Origin of the sequence: Pseudomonas cerasi (assembly GCF_900074915.1) — a bacterium.
Lineage (GTDB): Bacteria > Pseudomonadota > Gammaproteobacteria > Pseudomonadales > Pseudomonadaceae > Aquipseudomonas > Aquipseudomonas cerasi.
The window spans coordinates 4,047,187-4,068,340 of sequence record NZ_LT222319.1 but is presented as its reverse complement, the minus strand read 5'-3'; the positions used below and the strand labels follow the sequence as shown (position 1 = coordinate 4,068,340).

17 protein-coding genes and 1 pseudogene are annotated in these 21,154 nt (G+C 59.4%); 16 read left to right on the top strand and 2 right to left on the bottom strand.

Annotation, left to right across the window (positions count from 1 at the left end; translation table 11 throughout):
* The first annotated feature begins 25 nt into the window (after positions 1-25).
* The 13 genes and pseudogenes from PCPL58_RS20460 to PCPL58_RS20400 all read left to right on the top strand — a co-directional run bounded on the left by PCPL58_RS20460 (position 26) and on the right by PCPL58_RS20400 (position 14,883).
* The gene (locus PCPL58_RS20460) at positions 26-286 is read left to right on the top strand and encodes a YeaC family protein (RefSeq protein WP_003368468.1); all 261 of its coding nucleotides are present in this window, start codon (positions 26-28) and stop codon (positions 284-286) included.
* On the top strand, positions 283-1,116 hold the full coding sequence (locus PCPL58_RS20455; protein WP_004414155.1) for a DUF2797 domain-containing protein: 834 nt from the start codon (positions 283-285) through the stop codon (positions 1,114-1,116). Before PCPL58_RS20460 ends, PCPL58_RS20455 begins: the two co-directional genes overlap by 4 nt.
* Before the next feature lie 12 nt (positions 1,117-1,128).
* Entirely contained in the window at positions 1,129-3,810 is a 2,682-nt protein-coding gene (pepN, locus tag PCPL58_RS20450) for an aminopeptidase N (protein WP_065350298.1), read from the top strand.
* 394 nt (positions 3,811-4,204) lie between these two features.
* A complete protein-coding gene (locus PCPL58_RS20445) occupies positions 4,205-4,858 on the top strand; it encodes a YjfI family protein (RefSeq protein ID WP_065350297.1) in 654 nt (217 codons plus the stop codon).
* 26 nt (positions 4,859-4,884) lie between these two features.
* Complete coding sequence (locus tag PCPL58_RS20440; RefSeq protein ID WP_065350296.1) at positions 4,885-5,592, top strand: PspA/IM30 family protein; 708 nt, start codon at positions 4,885-4,887, stop codon at positions 5,590-5,592.
* Between the two features lie 30 nt (positions 5,593-5,622).
* Positions 5,623-6,177 carry a rhomboid family intramembrane serine protease gene (locus PCPL58_RS20435; protein WP_065350295.1) on the top strand — a complete coding sequence of 185 codons (555 nt, stop codon included), beginning with the start codon at positions 5,623-5,625 and terminating at the stop codon, positions 6,175-6,177.
* A gap of 84 nt (positions 6,178-6,261) precedes the next feature.
* Complete coding sequence (locus PCPL58_RS20430) at positions 6,262-6,927, top strand: DUF2491 family protein (protein WP_003368476.1); 666 nt, start codon at positions 6,262-6,264, stop codon at positions 6,925-6,927.
* Positions 6,928-6,940: 13 nt separating this feature from the next.
* Complete coding sequence (locus tag PCPL58_RS20425; protein ID WP_003368477.1) at positions 6,941-7,366, top strand: DUF350 domain-containing protein; 426 nt, start codon at positions 6,941-6,943, stop codon at positions 7,364-7,366.
* A gap of 27 nt (positions 7,367-7,393) precedes the next feature.
* Positions 7,394-8,140 (top strand): DUF1190 domain-containing protein, encoded by a 747-nt coding sequence (locus PCPL58_RS20420; protein WP_065350294.1) that lies wholly within the window; start codon positions 7,394-7,396, stop codon positions 8,138-8,140.
* An 11-nt stretch (positions 8,141-8,151) separates the two neighbouring features.
* Positions 8,152-9,309 carry a glutathionylspermidine synthase family protein gene (locus tag PCPL58_RS20415; protein WP_065350293.1) on the top strand — a complete coding sequence of 386 codons (1,158 nt, stop codon included), beginning with the start codon at positions 8,152-8,154 and terminating at the stop codon, positions 9,307-9,309.
* A 519-nt stretch (positions 9,310-9,828) separates the two neighbouring features.
* Positions 9,829-11,184: a DUF1329 domain-containing protein gene (locus PCPL58_RS20410; RefSeq protein ID WP_004414139.1), complete on the top strand. Its 1,356-nt coding sequence runs from the start codon at positions 9,829-9,831 to the stop codon at positions 11,182-11,184.
* Positions 11,185-11,417: 233 nt separating this feature from the next.
* A complete protein-coding gene (locus tag PCPL58_RS20405) occupies positions 11,418-12,464 on the top strand; it encodes a YCF48-related protein (RefSeq protein ID WP_083188444.1) in 1,047 nt (348 codons plus the stop codon).
* A gap of 27 nt (positions 12,465-12,491) precedes the next feature.
* Positions 12,492-14,883 (top strand): annotated as a pseudogene (locus PCPL58_RS20400) (efflux RND transporter permease subunit).
* A 702-nt stretch (positions 14,884-15,585) separates the two neighbouring features.
* Here PCPL58_RS20400 and PCPL58_RS20395 read toward each other — a convergent pair.
* Positions 15,586-16,299, bottom strand: a complete 714-nt coding sequence (locus tag PCPL58_RS20395; protein ID WP_003368499.1) for a FadR/GntR family transcriptional regulator — start codon at positions 16,297-16,299, stop codon at positions 15,586-15,588.
* Positions 16,300-16,393: 94 nt separating this feature from the next.
* A complete protein-coding gene (locus tag PCPL58_RS20390; RefSeq protein WP_004414119.1) occupies positions 16,394-18,136 on the bottom strand; it encodes an IlvD/Edd family dehydratase in 1,743 nt (580 codons plus the stop codon).
* A 214-nt stretch (positions 18,137-18,350) separates the two neighbouring features.
* Here PCPL58_RS20390 and PCPL58_RS20385 point away from each other — a divergent pair, with 214 nt between their 5' ends.
* From PCPL58_RS20385 to PCPL58_RS20375, 3 genes are all read left to right on the top strand, one after another.
* Positions 18,351-19,664, top strand: a complete 1,314-nt coding sequence (locus PCPL58_RS20385; RefSeq protein ID WP_003318619.1) for an MFS transporter — start codon at positions 18,351-18,353, stop codon at positions 19,662-19,664.
* Between the two features lie 35 nt (positions 19,665-19,699).
* Positions 19,700-20,692, top strand: a complete 993-nt coding sequence (gene araD1, locus PCPL58_RS20380; protein ID WP_065350291.1) for an AraD1 family protein — start codon at positions 19,700-19,702, stop codon at positions 20,690-20,692.
* A gap of 127 nt (positions 20,693-20,819) precedes the next feature.
* Positions 20,820-21,104, top strand: a complete 285-nt coding sequence (locus PCPL58_RS20375) for a DUF5629 family protein (RefSeq protein ID WP_003368505.1) — start codon at positions 20,820-20,822, stop codon at positions 21,102-21,104.
* Positions 21,105-21,154 lie beyond the last annotated feature (50 nt).

The following is a 21,154-nucleotide window of genomic DNA, read 5'->3' as shown; positions in this document are numbered from 1 at the left end:
TACCCGCTATTTTCTGGAGTGCGCCATGTCGTCTTTTATAGAAATGATCGAAAACATCACCCCGGATATCTACGAGAGCCTGAAACTGGCTGTGGAAATCGGCAAATGGTCCGACGGTCGCAAGCTCACTCAAGAGCAGCGTGAACTGTCCCTGCAGGCGCTGATCGCCTGGGAAGCGCAGAACCTGCCGGAAGACCAGCGCACGGGCTACATGGGGCCGCAGGAATGCGCCTCGAAATCGGCCCCGGTGCCCAATATCCTGTTCAAATCGGATGCTATTCATTGATCGAAATTGGTCGCGGAGCAGTCAACAAAATGTCGGCGCGTCAGGATGACACGTCGTGTGTGCAATACGCTTTTCGCCTGGGCGACACCGAGATAGCAGTCAACCCGCTGATCGGCAAGACGCTGCGTCTGGAGTTTCTCGGCGCCATTCATTGCAGTCATTGCGGGCGCAAGACCAAGTCCAGCTACAGCCAGGGTTACTGCTACCCGTGCATGCTCAAGCTGGCGCAGTGCGACCTGTGCATCATGAGCCCGGAAAAATGCCATCACGACCAGGGCACCTGCCGTGATCCGGCGTGGGGCGAGCAGTTCTGCATGACCGATCACATCGTTTACCTGGCCAATTCGTCAGGCGTGAAGGTTGGTATTACCCGCTCAACGCAGTTGCCGACCCGCTGGCTGGACCAGGGTGCAAGCCAGGCTCTGCCGATCCTGCGCGTAGCAACCCGCCAACAGTCCGGCTTCGTCGAAGACCTGCTGCGCAGCCAGGTGGCCGATCGTACCAACTGGCGTGCCTTGCTCAAGGGTGACGCTCAACCCGTCGATCTCAAGGCCATTCGCCAGGAGCTGTTCGACAGTTGCGGCGCAGGGCTGCTGGGATTGCAAGAACGATTCGGGCTGCAGGCCATCCAATTGCTACATGACGCCGAGCCTGTCGAGTTTCGTTACCCGGTCGAGGCGTATCCGACCAAGATTGTCAGCTTCAATCTGGACAAGAACCCGATTGCCGAAGGCACGCTGCTGGGGATCAAGGGCCAATACCTGATTTTCGACACCGGCGTGATCAATATTCGCAAGTACACGGCCTATCAGCTGGCCGTGCATCAGTAGAAGGATTCCAGCATGCGCACCGAACAACCGAAAATGATCTACCTGAAGGATTACCAGGCTCCCGAGTACCTCATCGATGAGACGAACCTGACCTTCGAACTGTTCGACGACCACTCGCTGGTTCACGCGCAACTGGTTATGCGCCGCAACCCCGAGCGTGGCGCAGGCCTGCCACCGCTGGTGCTGGATGGTCAGCATCTGGAACTGGTCTCGGTCAAACTGAGCGATGTCGAGCTGAGCGATGTCGAGCTGAGCGCTGCGGATTATCAGCTGACCGACGACCACCTGACCCTGCACCCACAGGCTGAAAGCTTTACGGTCGACAGCACCGTGCGCATCCATCCGGAATCCAACACCGCGCTGGAAGGGCTGTACAAGTCCAGCGGCATGTTCTGCACCCAGTGCGAGGCCGAAGGCTTCCGCAAGATCACCTATTACCTCGACCGTCCTGACGTGATGAGCAAGTTCACCACCACCGTCAGCGCCGACAAGCAGGGCTTCCCGATCCTGCTGTCCAACGGCAACCCGGTGGCCAGCGGCGAAGAAGAGGGTGGTCGGCACTGGGCGACCTGGGAAGACCCGTTCATGAAACCGGCCTACCTGTTCGCGCTGGTGGCCGGTGATCTGTGGTGTATCGAAGACACGTTCACCACCATGAATGAGCGGAATGTGACCCTGCGTATCTACGTCGAGCCGGAAAATATCGACAAGTGCCAGCACGCCATGACTAGCCTGAAGAAGTCCATGCGTTGGGACGAAGAGACCTACGGTCGCGAGTACGATCTGGACATCTTCATGATTGTCGCGGTCAACGACTTCAACATGGGCGCGATGGAGAACAAGGGCCTCAACATCTTCAACTCCAGTGCCGTGCTGGCGCGTGCCGAGACGGCGACCGATGCCGCACACCAGCGTGTCGAAGCGATCGTCGCCCACGAATACTTCCACAACTGGTCGGGCAATCGCGTGACCTGCCGTGACTGGTTCCAGCTGTCGCTCAAGGAAGGCTTTACGGTGTACCGCGACGCCGGTTTCTCGGCCGACATGAACTCGGCCACGGTCAAGCGTATCCAGGACGTTGCCTACCTGCGTACCCACCAGTTCGCCGAGGACGCAGGCCCGATGGCGCACGCCGTGCGTCCGGACAGCTTCATCGAAATCTCCAACTTCTACACCCTGACCGTGTACGAGAAGGGTTCGGAAGTGGTCGGCATGCTTCACACCCTGCTGGGTGCTGAAGGCTTCCGCAAGGGCAGCGATCTGTATTTCGAACGCCACGATGGCCAGGCCGTGACCTGCGACGACTTCATCAAGGCCATGGAAGACGCCAATGGCGTCGACCTGACCCAGTTCAAGCGCTGGTACAGCCAGGCGGGCACGCCGCGTCTGGCGGTCAGCGAGTCGTACGATGCTGCGGCCAAAACCTACAGCCTGACCTTCCGCCAGAGTTGCCCGACCACACCAGGCCAGCCTGGCGATCAGAAGCAACCTTTCGTGATCCCGGTTGAACTGGGGCTGCTGGACAGCAAGGGTGGCGATATTGCCCTGCGTCTGGCGAACGAAACGGCGGCGACCGGCACCTCACGAGTGTTGTCGGTTACTGAAGCCGAGCAGACCTTCACCTTCGTCGATGTCGCGGAAAAGCCGCTGCCTTCGCTGCTGCGCGGCTTCTCAGCGCCGGTCAAGCTGAGCTTCCCGTATGACCGCGACCAACTGATGTTCCTGATGCAGCACGACAGCGATGGTTTCAATCGCTGGGATGCCGGTCAGCAGTTGTCGGTTCAGGTATTGCAGGAACTGATCGGCCAGCATCAGCAAGGCCAAAAACTGGTCATGGATCAGCGTCTGATCACTGCACTGGGTACCGTGCTGGCGGATGATGACCTGGATCAGGCGATGGTCGCGGAAATGCTCTCGTTGCCGGGCGAAGCTTATCTGACCGAAATCAGTGAAGTGGCCGACGTTGATGCCATTCACGCTGCTCGCGAGTTTGCCCGTCAGCAACTGGCAGAGGGGCTGTTCGATGGGCTGCTGGCGCGCTATCAGGCCAACCGTGAAGTGTCGAAGGTCACGCCTTATGTGGCCGAAGCCGCTCACTTCGCCCGTCGTGCCCTGCAGAACATCGCGCTGTCGTACCTGATGCTCAGCGGCAAGCCGGAGGTGCTGGCAGCCACCATTGATCAGTTCGATACCAGCGACAACATGACCGAGCGCCTGACTGCGCTGGCCGTGCTGGTCAATTCACCGTTCACTGCCGAGCGCGACAAGGCGCTCGCCGTGTTTGCCGAGAACTTCAAGAGCAATGCTCTGGTCATGGATCAGTGGTTCAGCGTCCAGGCGGCGAGCACGCTGCCAGGCGGCCTGCAGCGTGTGCAGGAATTGATGAAACACCCGGCCTTCAGCATCAAGAACCCGAACAAGGTGCGTGCCCTGATCGGTGCCTTCGCCGGGCAGAACCTGGTCAACTTCCACGCGGCTGATGGCTCCGGCTACCGCTTCCTGGCGGACCTGGTGATCGAACTGAACGCGCTGAACCCGCAGATCGCTTCTCGTCAATTGGCACCACTGACCCGCTGGCGCAAATACGACAGCGCCCGTCAGGCGCTGATGAAGGCCGAGCTGGAGCGCATCCTCGCCTCCGGCAAACTGTCGGCGGACGTGTATGAAGTGGTGAGCAAAAGCCTGGCTGAATAAGGGTTTGTACTGTGCCTATTGCCTGAACTGCGTGGGTGATAAAGGCGCTGTCTGCTGATGCGGACAGCGCCTTTTTTGATTTGTATGCTAATGCTCAAAGCGCTCATCGCAATGCGCTCATCTCGTGGGAGCGAGCTTGCTCGCGAAGGCGATGGTTGCAACGTCTCTTTCCGTGGATTGTACCGGCACCTTCGCGAGCAAGCCCGCTCCTGCAGAGACTGGCGTTTATCCAGTTACCAGGGTTTCAGCCATCCGGTTTTCAGAATTCATCTCGTGTAGTGTAACGACGATAAGAATGGACTCCTGAAAATCTCACATGTGATGCGTATCTATCTTCAGAAACATCTGATACGTTGCTTACCTGATTCACGGCCAGCAGCAAGGGGAAGCGCCAATGCCTCGTAAATCCCAGGGCGATAACGCAACGGTCCCGGCCAAGGTGTCCAAGAGCTCCACCGATTACATGCGTGAAATGCGCCTGCGGCTCAAGGAGGCGGGGCTGGTGAAGCGCGAATTCTGGATCCGGCCGGAAAATGTCGATGCCTTGCGGGGGATCGAAAAAGCTTTAAGACAGCCCTTTCTGGGCGACAGAATAAAACTGGAGGACTTCATGACCGAGAATACCCACTGGACCATCAGCTCTCTGCAGAAGGCACTCAGCGAACTGGAACTGGTGACGAACGGCAAGATCGAGCTCGATGTGACCGAGGGCGATGCCTCGGGAATCAGGCTGACCATGGCCGACTACGGCGACCTGCCGATCTACATCGCCGTGGAAGGCGAGCAGATTCTCGCCGATGCGACCTTGATCGAAGTGAACAAGATCAAGAACGTGCAAGCGTTCAACGACGTTGTCCTGCGCAGCCGCGACCTGTTTCCGCTGTCGTCGGTCGGCATCGAAAAGCTGGGCGGCGGTCAGGAAGTCTACTGCCTGTTCGGCGCACTGAGCGCGGCCTCTTCGCTCACTGTAATCGTGCAGGAAATCCTCACACTCGCGGACAACGTGATCCGTGCGGCCGATGCTTTTGAAGATCATTTCATCTACTGAACAGCGCTGTCAGGCGGAGAACATTCATGACTACAAGTATCTGGAAAAAACTGGTGACCGCTGTCCGTGGCGGCGCTTCCGAAGTGGGCGAGTCGATTGCCGACGCCAATGCCATCCGCATTCTGGACCAGGAAATCCGTGACGCCGAGAACGCGCTGGTCAAGGCCCGCGACGGGCTGATCACCATCAAGGCCAAGCACAAACTCTCGGCGCAGCGTCTTGAAGAACACGCCACCAGCATCGCCAACTGGGAAGGTCGCGCCCTGCAGGCCCTCGATAAGGGTGAAGAAGCGCTGGCTGTCGAATGTGCAAACAAGATTGCCGAAATCGAAGCCCTGCGTGATCAGGAGCAGGCGCTGGCCGATCAGTTCAGCAAGCAGGTCAACCTGCTGCAGGATCAGGTGATCAAGGCCGAGTCGCGAATCAAGAGCCTCAAGCAGCAGGTCGAGATGGCCAAGGCCCGTGAAACCGTGCAAAAGGCTCGCGTTGCAACGGCCACCGCAACCGGCGGTGCCAGCGGCGCCGTGGAAACCGCAGTGGGTTCGCTGGCACGTCTCAAGCAGCGTCAGGACGAACAGGATGCCAAGCTCGAAGCGGCTGAAGAACTGGCCAGCCAGTCCAGCGGCAGCGATCTGGAACGTCGTCTGCAGGATGCCGGGATCGGCGCCAAAAGCGGCGGTGCGCAGGATGTACTGGCGCGCCTGAAAGCCAAAAGTCACACGCCGGCTCAGTAAGCGCTGCAACAAGGTGGACGAGGGTAGTGCATGGCGTTTTCCCGACGACTCAAGGTCATCCTCGTCCTCTCGGCCGTGTTGATTGCGGTACAGGCAATCAGCTCGGTCACCGACAACAGTCTGGTCCATTTCGGTATCATGCCGCGCAGCCTCATCGGGTTGCGCGGCATTGTGTTTGCGCCCTTTCTGCACGGGTCGATTCAGCACTTGCTCAGCAATCTGTTGCCGTTCATTGTGCTGAGCTGGCTGGTGGCGACCGAGGGTGTCAGGCGTTATGCATGGGTCGCCGGGCTGATCTGCCTGCTGGGCGGGCTGCTGGTCTGGAGCTTCGGTCGCAGCAATATCCATGTCGGCGCAAGCGGTCTGATTTTTGGTTTGTGGGCTTATCTGCTGGCGCGTGCGTGGTATCAGCGCAGTATCGCCAGCGTACTGATCGCGCTGCTGGTGCTGGCCGCTTACAGCGGGTTGGTATTCGGCTTCGTTCCGGTGGCCGGCGTGTCGTTCGAATCACATATCGCCGGTGCAGTTGCGGGCGTTTGTGTGGCCTGGCTGATGCATTCCAGGGCATTGCTGGCGCAGAAGTGAGCCAGTCTAATGCGCGGCGGCAGTGCGCCTGTTGCGCTTGAAGAGCGTTATATATCGTCACCCGTCACTGCAAGGAAATGGATTATGAGTTGGTTCAAACGGGCCATGGGCCTGGAAGCCCCCAAGGCATCAGGCCGGGACGGCGTACAACCGGTCAGCACGGTCAGTCCGCTGGGGCTGGCGTCCGGACGCATGCTGTGCCTGGACAGTTCACTGAAGCTGTTGCTCGACGGTCACTCGGAAGTGGTCGTCCCGGGCGATGAAAAGGTCTGGTCCGTAGGGCATATCGATCTCGGCCAGTCCATGGCACTGCATCGTTTTTACCTCGATAACGAGGACTATTTTCTGCAAGTGGTCAGCGACGGCCCCAATCCGGAGGACGTGCAGGACATCATCCTGTTCGGCTACTACAGCGCCGAGCCGATCACCAGCAAGGATGAATTGCTGCGCCTGACCGGGCCATCATCGAAGATCGGCCTGCCGACCTACGAGCACGATGGCGAGGTCTTCGAGCGGCAATGGGGGACTTCCCCTGGCCAGACCGAGCTGACGCCGCTCGATGAAGACATTGTCAGTCCCGACGCGACTTATCGTGTCAAGCACCTGAGCATGCTGTACGCCCGCGAAACGGGACTGATCAACCGCCGTGAATTTCTGCTGTTTTCCGTAGAGGAAGACGAGGAGGGCAGCATCACGCTCACCACGGCGGTCGGCATAACGCTGCAATCCACTGATATCAACGTTCTTTGACAAGGAAATCCTCATGATCGACGCGCTGCGTATGTCGCTCAATGCCACGGCCGTGTTTGGCTTCGTCCTGTACATTCTGGTGGCGGTCATCCTGTTCGCGCTGTTCCAGTTCATCTACAGCCGGATCACCCCACACAAGGAGTTTGCGCTGATTCGCGAGAACAACAGTGCCGCCGCGCTGGCGTTGGGTGGTTCGCTGATCGGTTTCGCGCTGCCGGCCAGTAACATCATCAGCTACAGCATCAGCATTCTGGACGTGATCGTCTGGGTGGTGATTGCCGCCATTGTGCAGTTGCTGGCGTTCGGCGTTACCAGTCTGGTGCTCAAGGGCCTGTCGACACGCATCGCCAAGGGCGAAATGGCAGCAGCCATCTATTCGGCCAGCGTCGCGATCAGCGTCGGTCTTCTCAATGCCGCCTGCATGACCCCGTCGGTCTGACGGCAGCCTTGAACAAGGAGACTCACGATGAGACGTAGTTCAGTAAAATTGGTACTCGCCGGTGCACTGCCCCTGGCCCTTGCCGGGTGTGGCCCGTCCGAGAAAAAGGACACCGTCAACGCCAAGGCCAACTTCAGTTCGGTGCAGGAATGCGTCGATGCCAAGGTGCCGGTGAATATCTGTTCGGATGCCTACATGCAGGCGCTGTCCGATCATCGCCGCATTGCGCCGACCTATGAGGACAAGGCGTCCTGCGACGCGGACTTCGTACCGGATTATTGCCAGGTCACCTCTGACGGCAAGTACATGCCCAAGCTCGGCGGCTTCGAACTGGGCTTTTCCGGGCAAGTGCCGAAAGAGGCACTCGACCGTGCCAATCAGGAAGTCAACCAGTCTGCTCCGGCAGGCATGAGTGGCACCACCGGGCTGATGGCCGGGCTGCTGATCGGCAATCTGCTCAGCAACGGCTTCGGCAATAACCGCTATTACTCGCAGCCCATCTACCAGACGCGCGATGATCGAGGCGGTTATTACAGCTCGTCGCTGCCCAGTCAGATCGATCGCGGCAAGACCTTCGGCCGTTCCACCCAGGCGCAATCCAGCCCGGATCGCAGCTACGGCAGGAGCACCCTGGGGCGCAATCTGGGCAGCTCTGGGTCCGGCTCGTCTTCGGTGTCATCGACCATCTCGCGCGGCGGCTTCGGCAGCCAGGCTTCGGCACGCAGTGGCTGGGGCGGCAAGAGCAGCAGTGGCAGCAGCAGTTTCGGAGGCTGACGGTTCGCGGCATGAAAAAGATCAGCATCGAGGAACGTCCGGACTGGCGCACGACCGCCGAACGTGAAGGCTTCAACTTTCACACTATCGACGGCGAGCGTTACTGGGACGAGCGCGGGTATTACCTGTTCAGCGAACAGCAGATTACCCGCGATCTTGAAGCGCCCACCCAGGAACTTCACCAGCTGTGCATGGACGCCGTGGCGCGCGTGGTGGACAGCGAAGCGCTGCTCCATCAACTGGCGATTCCGGAAGCGTTCTTCGACCTGATCCAGACCTCGTGGAAGGAGGGACACCCGCATCTGTACGGGCGCTTCGATTTTGCCTACGACGGTACGGGCCCGGCAAAGATGTACGAAATCAATGCCGATACGCCGACCAGTCTGATGGAAGCCGGGGCGGTGCAACTGCTCTGGCTGGAAGAGCAGATGGCGCGCGGCGTGTTGCCTGCGCATGCCACCCAGTTCAACTCGATTGCTGAGGATCTGGTTCGGGCCTTTGCCGAGTTTTCCGGCACGAGTCCGTTCTACTTTTCGGCGATGTCCGGTTCCATCGAAGACCGGGGCACTACCGATTTCCTGCGGCGTATGGCAGCACACGTCGGCATCGATGCGAGGCATATCGATATCGAAGACATCGGGCTCGGCGCTGATGGGCGTTTTGTCGACCTGGACGGGCGCTGGATCGAGCGCTTGTTCAAACTGCACGCGTGGGAGCATATCTTTCACGAGGAATTCGGCCAGCACGTGTCAGCCAGCGGCACTCAGTTTGTCGAACCCGCGTGGAAGGCGATTCTCAGCAACAAGGGGATTTTGCCGTTGTTGTGGCAGTTCAACGAAGGTCATCCGAACCTGCTGCCTGCGCATGTCGACCACGAGCCGAGCAAAGCGGTCCCCAAAGGCTGGGTGCGCAAACCCTACTTTTCCCGTGAGGGCGCCAACATTGAAATGCGTACGCCCGGCGATCAGGTCATCTCGGTCGATGGGCCTTATACCGATGCGCCCTACATTCTGCAGGCGTACTCGCCGCTTCCGCGATTTGGCGACAGCTACACGCTGATCGGCTCCTGGGTCATCGGCGATCTTGCGTCAGGGATCGGTATTCGTGAAGACGACAGCCTGATCACCAAGGACACCAGCCGCTTCCTGCCACACGTGGTTATCGACTGAGCGCTGCCTGTCGTCACCCGGTGTTACTGGCTTGAAGCACGTAACACTCTTTTTGTTACCACACGTTCATATACCTGCCAATAAGCCGCCATAACGAGCGGCCTTGTTAGTGCGCTGTCTGACAATCAAACAGGCGGTGTCGTTGTTTTTAATTCTGCTCATAACGCGAGAGCACGACGTTTCAGATCTGTACCTTATATAAGTTGTGATCTGTTCTTTATTGCCTGTTGGCATTCACGTTGCATTACTGTGGGCCATTCCGGGGGCCTGCTTCATGAATGTTTAACAGCGTGTTGTTCATTCTTTTTTATTTTGTGAAGTTTCCTACGGACGTATACCCGATAGACAAACTGTTCGCGGGAAGAATACGTGGGTCACTCGGTCTGCCTGTCACACAACTGTTTATTGGCCGCGCGTCAATAACCGGTGTCGCCCCGACAAAACGCTGTTTATAGCAGAACTATTACAGGCCAGGACGCCATACATGCGTCCCGATGTGGCCATGCAAGGAGAGCCCACATGCTCATGAAACAACTGCTGGGCGGCGCGCTGACGCTGCTGTTCGCGATCAACACCTGCCAGGCAGTCGATACCACGTTGCTCGGGAGTCGTTTGACCCCGCTGGGAGGCGAGATGGCAGGTAATGCCACGGGGACCATTCCGCCCTGGACGGGCGGAATCACCCGGCCCCCGCCCGGATACAAGGGCTCGGGCACTCGGCATGTCGACCCGTATACCGCTGACAAGCCCCTGTTCACCATCACTCACGCCAATATGCAGCACTATCGCACGCGCCTGACGCCTGGGCAGGTGGCGATGTTCGAAACCTACCCCGACAGCTACCGGATGCCGGTATACCCCACGCGACGTTCCGGATCGGCGCCGCAATGGGTGTACGACAACACCCGCCGCAATGCGCAGAAAGCCCGATTGATCGGCGGTGGCAATGGTTTTGTCGATGCCTACGGCGGCATTCCATTTCCGCTTCCGGAAAAGGGCATTCAGGCCGTGTGGAACCACATTGCTCGGTATCGCGGCCACTATGCGGTGCGACGTACTTCGGAAGTTGCGATACAGCGCGACGGCAGTTTCAAGCTGAACACGTCGCGTCAGGAAGTGCTGTTTCGCTTCTATGATCCTGCGGGCAGCTTTGCCAGTCTGGATAACGTGCTGTTTTATTACCTGTCGTTTACCCAGTGCCCGACGCGCATGGCCGGTTCTGCCGTGCTGGTCCATGAAACACTGGACCAGATTCAGGAGCCGCGGCAGGCGTGGACCTACAGTGCGCGGCAACGTCGGGTGCGCCGCGCGCCGAGTCTGGCTTACGACATGCCGATCCCGGCCTCTGAAGGCTTGCGCACGGCTGACGACACGGACATGTTCAATGGCTCGCCGGATCGTTACGACTGGAGGTTACTGGGCAAACGCGAGATTTATATTCCCTACAACAACTACCGCATTTCCAGCCCTGATATTACCTATCGACAGTTACTGCAGGTGGGGCATCTCAATCCCGCCTATACGCGCCATGAACTACATCGTGTATGGGTGGTGGAGGGCACGCTCAAACCGACCGCGCGGCATGTCTATTCAAGACGCACGCTGTACCTGGACGAGGACAGTTGGCAGGCCGCAGTCGTCGATCAGTACGATGCCCGGGGGCAGTTGTGGCGCGTTTCCATGGCGTACCTGAAAAACTATTACGAACTGCCGACGACCTGGTCTGCTCTGGACGTCTTCCATGACCTGCAGGCCCGGCGTTATCACGTACAGAACCTCGACAATCAAGAGCCTGGCACCAGTGACTTCTCTCAGCCGGTACCCAGCGTGAACGCCTTCAAACCAGCGGCCTTGCGGCGCAGGAGCATTCGCTGACCTGCGTCTGGGCAGTCTGCGCGATCAACCGTCGTGATGATCCATCAATCACATTCAGCGCGCTTAACAAAAGATAACGACATGTCGATTGTCAGGCATTTGCAAAGCTGCCTAGGATGGCTGAGCTTCCAGACAGGTAACGCCATAGCGCTGCGGGCGTCGACATCGATACGAGTTGTCCGGCACCCGCACCCGATAACAGCCACCTGATAATAATAAGAGCGGAAAAGTCCATGCGTGAGTCTTTCCATCGTCGCACCCGGTTATGCGCGGGCATGTCCCTGGCTGTCGTTGCGTCATCCCTGTTTGCGCTGCCAGCCACGGCCGGGTCCGAGCCGGTATCCACTGCCGTTGCTGCAGACGCTCCTGTTTATGCCATCGAGTCGGCCAAAGCCTCTCGCACGTTGTTGCTGGACGTTGCCCATGCGGGTGCGCGGCTGGTCGTGGTGGGTGACCATGGGCATATTCTGCTTTCCGATGATCAGGGCAAGACCTGGAGTCAGGCCCGCGTGCCTACCCGGCAGTTGTTGACGGCCGTGTTTTTTGTGGATGAACAGCACGGTTGGGCGGTCGGTCACGACGCGCAGGTACTGGCCAGCAGCGATGGCGGCAAGAGCTGGAGCAAGCAGTTCGAGGACTTGAAGCGCGAGGCTCCGCTGCTGGATGTCTGGTTCAAGGATCTCGACAACGGTTTGGCCATCGGTGCCTACGGCCTGCTGCTGAGCACGGCCGATGGCGGGCAGCACTGGGAAGATGTCAGCGACCGGCTGGACAACGAAGACCAGTACCACTTGAACGGCATCACTCAGGTCAAGGACGCCGGCCTGTTCATCGTCGGCGAAGCGGGCAGCATGTTTCGCTCCCGCGACGAGGGGCAGACCTGGGAGAAAATCGACGGCCCGTATCAAGGCTCGTTATTCGGTGTGATCGGCACGGCTCAGCCGTCCACGCTGCTGGCCTATGGTCTGCGCGGCAATCTGTTTCGCTCCAGCGATTTTGGTGACAGCTGGCAGCCCGTCGAACTGAAGGGTGCGCGCGGGCCGATCGAGTTCGGGCTGGCAAGTGCCACGCTGCTGGCCGATGGCTCGCTGGTGCTGGTCGGCAATGGCGGCAGTGTCATGCGCAGCACCGACGACGGTGAAACATTCGCGGTCTTCAATCGACCTGATCGCATCTCGCTGGCCGGGGTCACTGGCAATTCTCAAGGCAATCTGATTTTGGTCGGGCAGGGCGGCGTTCGCCTCACCTCGCCGACGGGCGCCGATACCACCCAACAATAAGACCTTTCAGGGCGGGGATATTCAGGCATGAACACGCACCAGCACGCGCAAGATCCGGATGAAAAGGCAACCTTCCTCGAACGCCTGATTTTCAACCATCGCCCGGCAGTCATCATCCTCTGCCTGCTGGCCGGCCTCTTTCTGTTCTGGCAGGCCACGCAGGTGCGGCCTTCCACCAGTTTCGAGAAGATGATTCCGCTGTCCCATCCGTTCATCCAGAACATGATGGAACACCGCAACGATCTGGCGAATCTGGGTAACACCGTTCGTATCTCGGTAGAGGCCAAGGAGGGTGACATCTTTTCCAAACCGTACATGGAGACGCTGCGTCAGATCAGCGACGAGGTGTTCTACATTCCTGGCGTTGACCGTTCTGGCCTGAAATCGCTGTGGAGCCCGAGCGTACGCTGGACCGAAGTGACGGAGGAGGGCTTTGCCGGAGGCGAAGTGATTCCGCAGAGTTACAACGGTTCGGATGAGAGTCTGGATCTGTTGCGCAACAACATACTCAAGTCCGGACAGGTCGGGCGGTTGGTGGCCAACGATTTCAAATCCAGCATCATTGATGTGCCGTTGCAGGAGTCCTACCCGGATCCGGCAGACCAGGGCAAGTTGCTGGCGCTGGACTATCAGCAGTTCTCGCACCAGCTTGAAGAGAAGATCCGCGACAAGTATCAGGCGCAAAACCCGAACATAAGGATTCACATCGTCGGCTTCGCCAAGAAAGTCGGCGACCTCATTGACGGCCTGTTCATGGTGGTAATGTTCTTTGGCATCGCCTTTCTGATCACGCTGGTGCTGTTGATCTGGTTCACCCGCTGTCTTCGCAGCACCATCGCCGTGCTGATCACCACCTTGATTGCGGTGATCTGGCAACTTGGGCTGATGCACGTCGTGGGGTTCGGTATTGACCCGTACTCGATGCTGGTGCCGTTTCTGATTTTTGCTATCGGCATCTCTCACGGCGTGCAGAAAATCAACGGTATCGCCCTGCAATCCAGCGAGGCCGACAACGCCCTGACCGCTGCAAGGCGGACGTTTCGTCAGCTGTTTCTGCCGGGCATGATCGCGATTCTGGCCGATGCGGTCGGCTTTATCACGCTGCTGATTATCGACATCGGGGTGATTCGCGAGCTGGCCATCGGCGCTTCCATTGGTGTGGCAGTGATCGTGTTCACCAACCTGATCCTGCTGCCGGTGGCGATTTCCTACGTGGGCATCAGCAAGCGGGCGATCAATCGCAGCAAGCAGGATGCGGTGTCCGAGCATCCGTTCTGGCGCTTGCTGTCCAACTTTGCCAGCTCAAAGGTTGCGCCGGTCTCAATTGTGCTGGCGCTGCTCGCCTTCGGTGGCGGGCTCTGGTACAGCCAGAACCTGAAGATCGGCGACCTGGACCAGGGCGCGCCGGAGCTGCGTCCTGATTCACGCTACAACAAGGACAACGCGTTCATTATCAGTCATTACTCCACCAGTTCGGACGTGCTGGTGGTGATGGTCAAGACGCCACCAGAAGGTTGCTCGGCCTATCCAACCATGTCAGCGATCAACGAACTGGCCTGGAAGGATGGAAAACACCCAGGGCGTGCAGTCGGCCATTTCGCTGGTGACGGTGTCGAGACAGATGATCAAGGGCATGAACGAGGGCAACCTGAAATGGGAGAGCCTGTCGCGTAACAAGGATGTGCTGAACAACTCCATTGCCCGCGCCGACGGCCTGTACAACAACACCTGTTCGCTGGCGCCCCTGCTGGTGTTCCTCAACGACCATAAGGCCGAAACCCTCGACCGGGCGGTGCATGCAGTGCAGGACTTCGCCAGGCAGAACGACACGCCGGACCTGCAGTTCCTGCTGGCCGCCGGCAACGCTGGTATCGAGGCCGCGACCAACGAGGTGATCAAAAAATCCGAGCTGACCATTTTGATTCTGGTCTACCTCTGCGTGGCAGCGATGTGCATGATCACCTTCCGCTCATGGGCCGCCACGCTGTGCATCGTCCTGCCACTGGTGCTGACCTCGGTACTGGGCAACGCCCTGATGGCCTTCATGGGTATCGGCGTCAAGGTCGCGACCTTGCCGGTGGTGGCGCTGGGCGTGGGCATCGGCGTCGATTACGGCATCTACATCTACAGCCGTCTGGAAAGCTTCCTGCGCGCCGGTCTGCCGCTGCAGCAAGCCTATTACGAAACCCTTAAGTCCACCGGCAAGGCCGTGCTGTTTACTGGTCTGTGCCTGGCCATTGGCGTGTGCACCTGGATCTTCTCGGCAATCAAGTTTCAGGCCGACATGGGCCTGATGCTGACCTTCATGCTGCTGTGGAACATGTTCGGCGCACTGTGGCTGCTGCCCGCGCTGGCACGGTTTCTAATCAAGCCGGAGAAGATGGCGGGGAAGGTGGGGAATTCGTTGTTTTCGCATTGAGGCTGTGGCGGCCTGTAACTCGATGTCCTATTCACCCTCGTGCCAATGCGGAGCGTTGGCACATAGTCCGTGACGCTCTGCGTCACAAATTTGCGCCGCGCCGCTTACTTGGGACAGGACGCAGAGCGTCCAGACCGGCATTCCCACGCGGAGCGTTGGAACGATGAGTTACGCCTCAAGATGACTATCGTGCCAATGCTCCGCGTTGGCATGCAGTTCGTGACGCTCCGCGTCACAAATTTGCGCCGCGCCGCTTACTTGGGACAGGACGCAGAGCGTCCAGAACGGTATTCCCACGCGGAGCGTTGGAACGATGAGTTACGCCTCAAGATGACTATCGTGCCAATGCTCCGCGTTGGCATGCAGTTCGTGACGCTCCGCGTCACAAATTTGCGCCGCACCGCTTACTTGGGACAGGACGCAGAGCGTCCAGACCGGCATTCCCACGCGGAGCGTTGGAACGATGAGTTACGCCTCAAGATGACTATCGTGCCAATGCTCCGCGTTGGTATGCAGTTCGTGACGCTCTGCGTCACAAATTTGCGCCGCGCCGCTTACTTGGGACAGGACGCAGAGCGTCCAGAACGTCATTCCCACGCGGAGCGTTGGAACGATGAGTTACGCCTCAAGATGACTTGCGTCTCTAATAAACACGGCGAACATACAGGCGCAGGAAGTTATCGATTCAGTCGAACCTGTCGATCAACCGCCCCCGAGTACCACACTCAGCGCATTGCGCGCATCGTCCAGTTGCACCAGCGAAGCGTGGCGTGCGCCCAGCGCGTCGCGGTTCTGGATGGCGGTGAGGATTGCCTTGTGACGAGGCATGGCCAGTTCGTGCAGGTTAGGGCGTTTGTTGGAGTATTTGAGTGCTTCGCGCAACGCCAGTGACAGCATGTTGCACAGGTGTGCCAGCAGGTCGTTGTGGGTGGCGTCGGCGATGCGGCTGTGGAAGTCGAGGTCGGGTTGCAGCAGGTCTTCCGGCGTCGGTGCGGCTTCCATGCGCAGATAGGCTTCGTGGATCGACTCGATCTCTGCGTCGGTGGCATGCTGCGCGGCCAGTGCGGCAACCGCTGGTTCGATGACCGCGCGTACGCTGGTCAGCAGGTTGAAGAAATCATTCTGCGGCGAGCTTTGCATGACCCAGTGCAACACGTCCGGGTCCAGCAGATGCCATTCGCGGCGCGCCTTGACCACTGTGCCGACACGCGGACGCGAATAAACCAGACCCTTGGCCACCAGAACCCGTGTCGCTTCGCGCAGGACCGGGCGGCTGACGGCGTACTCTTCGCAGAGCAGCGCTTCGGCAGGCAGCTTTTCGTCAGGCTTGAAACGGCCGGACACTATTTGCATGCCCAGTTCCTGGACGATGCGCGCGTGCATGCTTTTTCGGTCGGAAGGCTTTCGATAATCCATGGGAACGCAGTGGGGTCCTGGCGGTGATTGCTGGGCATCATACCATCGCGCAACGATTACGGCGGCCATCTGCGTCAGGCGGCCGCCGTTTCGTTCAGTGCGAGTGACGAGGGACTTCGGCGCCCCTGCAACCGACCAGGAAGTCGAAATCACAGCCCTGGTCTGCCTGCATCACCCGGTCTACGTACAGTTGACGATAGCCACCGAGCAACAGCTGCTGCGGTGCCTGCCAATCGGCGAGGCGCGCCGCCAGTTCGGCTTCCGGGATGTCCAGATGCAAACGTCCGCCAGCGCAGTCCAGCTCGATCCAGTCGCCTTCCTTGACCACCGCCAGCGGACCGCCGGCTGCGGCTTCCGGTGCCACATGCAGAACCACTGTGCCGTAAGCCGTGCCGCTCATGCGCGCATCGGAAATACGCACCATATCAGTCACGCCCTGTGCCAGCAGCTTGGCTGGCAAGCCCATGTTGCCGACCTCGGCCATGCCCGGATAACCTTTGGGGCCGCAGTTCTTGAGCACCATGACCGAGTTGGCATCAATGTCCAGATCCGGGTCGTTGATCCGTGACTTGTACATCTCGAAATTCTCGAACACTACTGCGCGGCCACGGTGCTGCATCAGTGCCGGGGTCGCGGCGGAGGGCTTGAGCACGGCACCCAGTGGTGCGAGGTTACCGCGCAGCACGCAAATCCCGCCGTCGGCGCGGATCGGGTTATCCAGCGCGCGGATCACCTGATCCTCACCATAGATCGGTGAGTTGCAGGTGTTTTCGCCGATGCTCTTGCCATTGACGGTCAGGGCATCCGGGTTGGGCAGCAGCTTGGCCTCGTTCATGCGGCGCAATACGGCGGGGAGGCCGCCAGCGTAATAGAACTCTTCCATCAGGAAGCGCCCCGACGGTTGCAGGTCGACAATCGTCGGCATGCCACGGCCCATGCGCGACCAGTCATCCAGGTCCAGATCGACGCCGATACGTCCGGCGATGGCTTTCAAGTGGATGACGGCGTTGGTCGAGCCACCGATGGCCGCGTTGACCCGGATGGCGTTTTCGAATGCAGCCTTGGTGAGAATCTTCGAGAGGCGCAGGTCTTCGCGGACCATGTCGACGGCACGCATGCCGGACATGTGCGCCAGCACGTAACGCCGCGAATCCACCGCCGGAATGGCCGCGTTGTGCGGCAGCGAAGTGCCCAGCGCTTCGGCCATGCAGGCCATGGTCGACGCCGTGCCCATCGTGTTGCAGGTGCCGGCCGAGCGCGACATGCCGGCTTCGGCGGAGAGGAATTCATCAAGGCTGATGGTCCCGGCCTTGTAGGACTCGTGCATCTGCCAGACGATGGTTCCGGCGCCGATGTCCTTGCCTTCATGCTTGCCGTTGAGCATCGGTCCGCCGGTCACGACGATGGCGGGGATGTCACAACTGGCAGCACCCATCAACAGGGCAGGGGTGGTCTTGTCACAACCGGTCAACAGCACGACCCCGTCGATGGGGTTGCCGCGAATCGCTTCCTCAACGTCCATGCTCGCCAGGTTGCGGGTGAACATTGCGGTAGGGCGCAGGTTGGATTCGCCGTTGGAAAACACCGGAAACTCCACCGGCCAGCCGCCTGCTTCGATCACGCCACGTTTGACATGCTCGGCGATCTGCCGGAAATGCGCGTTGCAGGGGGTCAACTCCGACCAGGTATTGCAGATGCCGATGATCGGCTTGCCCTGGAACTGGTGGTCGGCAATGCCCTGATTCTTCATCCAGCTGCGGTACATGAAGCCATTCTTGTCGGCGGTGCCAAACCACTGGGCAGAACGGAGGGTCGGTTTTTTATCGGAGTCAGACATGATCGGCTCTCTTATTGTAAGACTTAATGGCGATACTGCTGGCTAAGGTAAGCCTAAAAAACGCGTATTGGAAGAGTTGTCAGTTTAAATAGTATTACTATATAGTCGGTCGTAGACGAGGGATCATCCTGGCGCATGTGCTGCGTTATTCAGCCCCCAGGCACAGAGGCGATCCCCGCAGGTTCCATAACAAAAACAATGGGAGACCGCCTACATGAGCCAGGAACTGCGGCTTATACGCCGCATTACGTTCAAACTGATTCCTTTCCTTATCCTGCTGTACCTGATCGCTTATGTAGACCGCTCTGCCGTGGGCTTTGCCAAGCTGCACATGGGCGCGGACATCGGTATCGGCGACGCCGCCTACGGGCTGGGTGCCGGACTGTTCTTCATCGGTTACTTCCTGCTGGAGATCCCCAGCAACCTGATGCTTGAGCGCTTCGGCGCACGCCGCTGGTTCGCGCGGATCATGATCACCTGGGGCGCGATCACCATCGGCATGGCCTTCGTCCAGGGGCCGCACAGCTTCTACGTCATGCGGTTTCTGCTGGGCGCTGCCGAGGCGGGCTTCTTTCCCGGTGTGCTGTACTACATCACCCAGTGGTTTCCGGTGCGCCATCGCGGCAAGATCCTTGGCCTTTTCATCCTCTCGCAACCCATCGCCATGATGATCACCGGGCCCGTTTCCGGCGGTTTGCTGGGCATGGACGGCATACTCGGTCTGCATGGCTGGCAATGGCTGTTCATCGTCATCGGCACGCCAGCGATTCTGCTGACCTGGCCGGTGCTGCGCTGGTTGCCGGATGGTCCGCAGCAGGTCAAATGGATGGACCAGGCCGAGAAGGACTGGCTGACCGGTGAGCTGAAAAAGGACTTGGAAGAATACGGCCAGACCCGCCACGGCAATCCGTTGCACGCCTTGAAAGACAAGCGTGTGTTGCTTCTCGCGCTGTTCTATCTGCCAGTGACCTTGAGCATCTACGGTCTGGGCCTGTGGCTGCCGACGCTGATCAAACAGTTCGGTGGCAGTGACCTGACCACCGGCTTCGTGTCATCGGTGCCTTACATTTTCGGCATCATTGGCCTGCTGATCGTGCCGCGCAGTTCCGACCGCCTCAACGACCGTTACGGGCATCTGGCCGTGCTGTATGTGCTGGGTGCCATCGGCCTGTTCTGCAGCGCCTGGCTGACCATGCCGGTGGCGCAGCTGGCTGCATTGTGCGTCGTGGCGTTCGCGCTGTTTTCCTGCACGGCGGTGTTCTGGACCTTGCCGGGGCGGTTCTTCGCGGGTGCCAGTGCCGCAGCCGGTATCGCGCTGATCAATTCGGTCGGCAACCTGGGCGGCTACATCGGGCCGTTCGTGATCGGTGCGTTGAAGGAAATCACCGGCAGCCTGGCATCGGGCCTCTATTTTCTGTCGGGTGTCATGGTCTTCGGGCTGCTGCTGACCGGCATCGTCTATCACGTGCTGGAGCGCAAGCATGTGCTGCCAGTGTCCGACTTCGCGGCGAGTGCCAAGGCGAGATAGGTTTTCAGCGGCCCATTATCTGGAAGGAGAATTTCATGCGGTTAGTACAGTTTGAATTGAGCGGCGGTCAGCGCCGGGTCGGTCTGGTCGACGGTGATCAGGTGCGTGAGGTCCAAGGTGTCGAAAGTGTTCGCGAGCTGGCGCTGACGGCAATCGAGGCGGGTTCGGCTCTGGCGCATCAGGTCGAGCAGCGTGGCGTTGGCGAGACGCATGACTATTCGCAGTTGCTTGAGGAGTTGCGGATCCTGCCGCCGCTCGACCATCCTGATCCGGCGCACCTGCTGGTCAGCGGCACCGGGCTGACCCATCTGGGCAGTGCGTCGGCACGCGACAAGATGCACCAGCAGTCCGGCGACGAAGCCTCGATGACCGACACCATGCGTATCTTTAAATGGGGCGTCGAAGGCGGCAAGCCGGCAGCGGGGCAGGCCGGTGTTCAGCCAGAGTGGTTCTACAAGGGTGATGGCAGCATTGTCGTGCGCCCCGGACATTCGTTTTCGCTGCCGCCCTTTGCCGAAGATGGCGGGGAAGAGCCCGAGCTGAGCGGCCTGTATGTGATCGGTCATGACCGCAAGCCTTATCGCCTGGGCTTCGCCATCGGTAACGAATACTCCGATCACGTCATGGAGCGTCGCAACTACCTGTATCTGGCGCATTCGAAACTGCGCGCCTGTTCTTTCGGTCCGGAGTTGCGCGTGGGCGACTTGCCGCAAAGCCTGTCGGGCACCAGCCGGGTCTGGCGCGACGGCAAGGTGCTGTGGGAAAAAGAGTTCCTCAGTGGCGAAGCGAACATGTGCCACAGCCTGGAAAACCTTGAATACCATCACTTCAAGTACGCACAGTTCCTCAGACCCGGTGACGTGCATGTGCATTTCTTCGGCACCGCGACGCTGTCGTTTGCCGATGGCGTGCGCACCCAGCCGGGCGATCGTTTCGAGATCAGTCAGGCCGAGTTCGGCAAGCCGCTGGTCAACGGTTTGGCACCGAGCGAGCCGGTGTTTCAGCCGGGCGGCATCGGCAAGCTGTAAGCGCAGTCCCTGTTTGATTGCTCACCGTGCCAGCGCTCGGCGCTGGTACGGCTCTACTTGCGCTCCGACTGTATCTACGCCTGCCTTTTGCCCTATCATTCGCGCTTTTGCTGGCCGGATGAATTTCATGACTACCACACCCACCACACTGCTCGCCGCACTCGAAGCCACCACCATGCTGGAAATCGACGGGCTGCACGCCTGGGACTTCTCTCTGGGCGAGGAACTGAACGTCGAATGCATGGACGGCCGTGAGCGCAAGGTATGGCGCTTCACCAAGGCGCAAGTCGATGCTGCGACCTTCGATGAATCCCTGCAAAGCTGGGTGATCAACGACGGCAACGCCGATCACCGGATCATCTGCCTGGATGCCTTCACCCCTTCCGATGAAGATGATTCTGCGCAGGATTGAGTAAATGCGGGCTGGCGCTGTCATAGACCCCGACAGTGCCGTAACAGGCA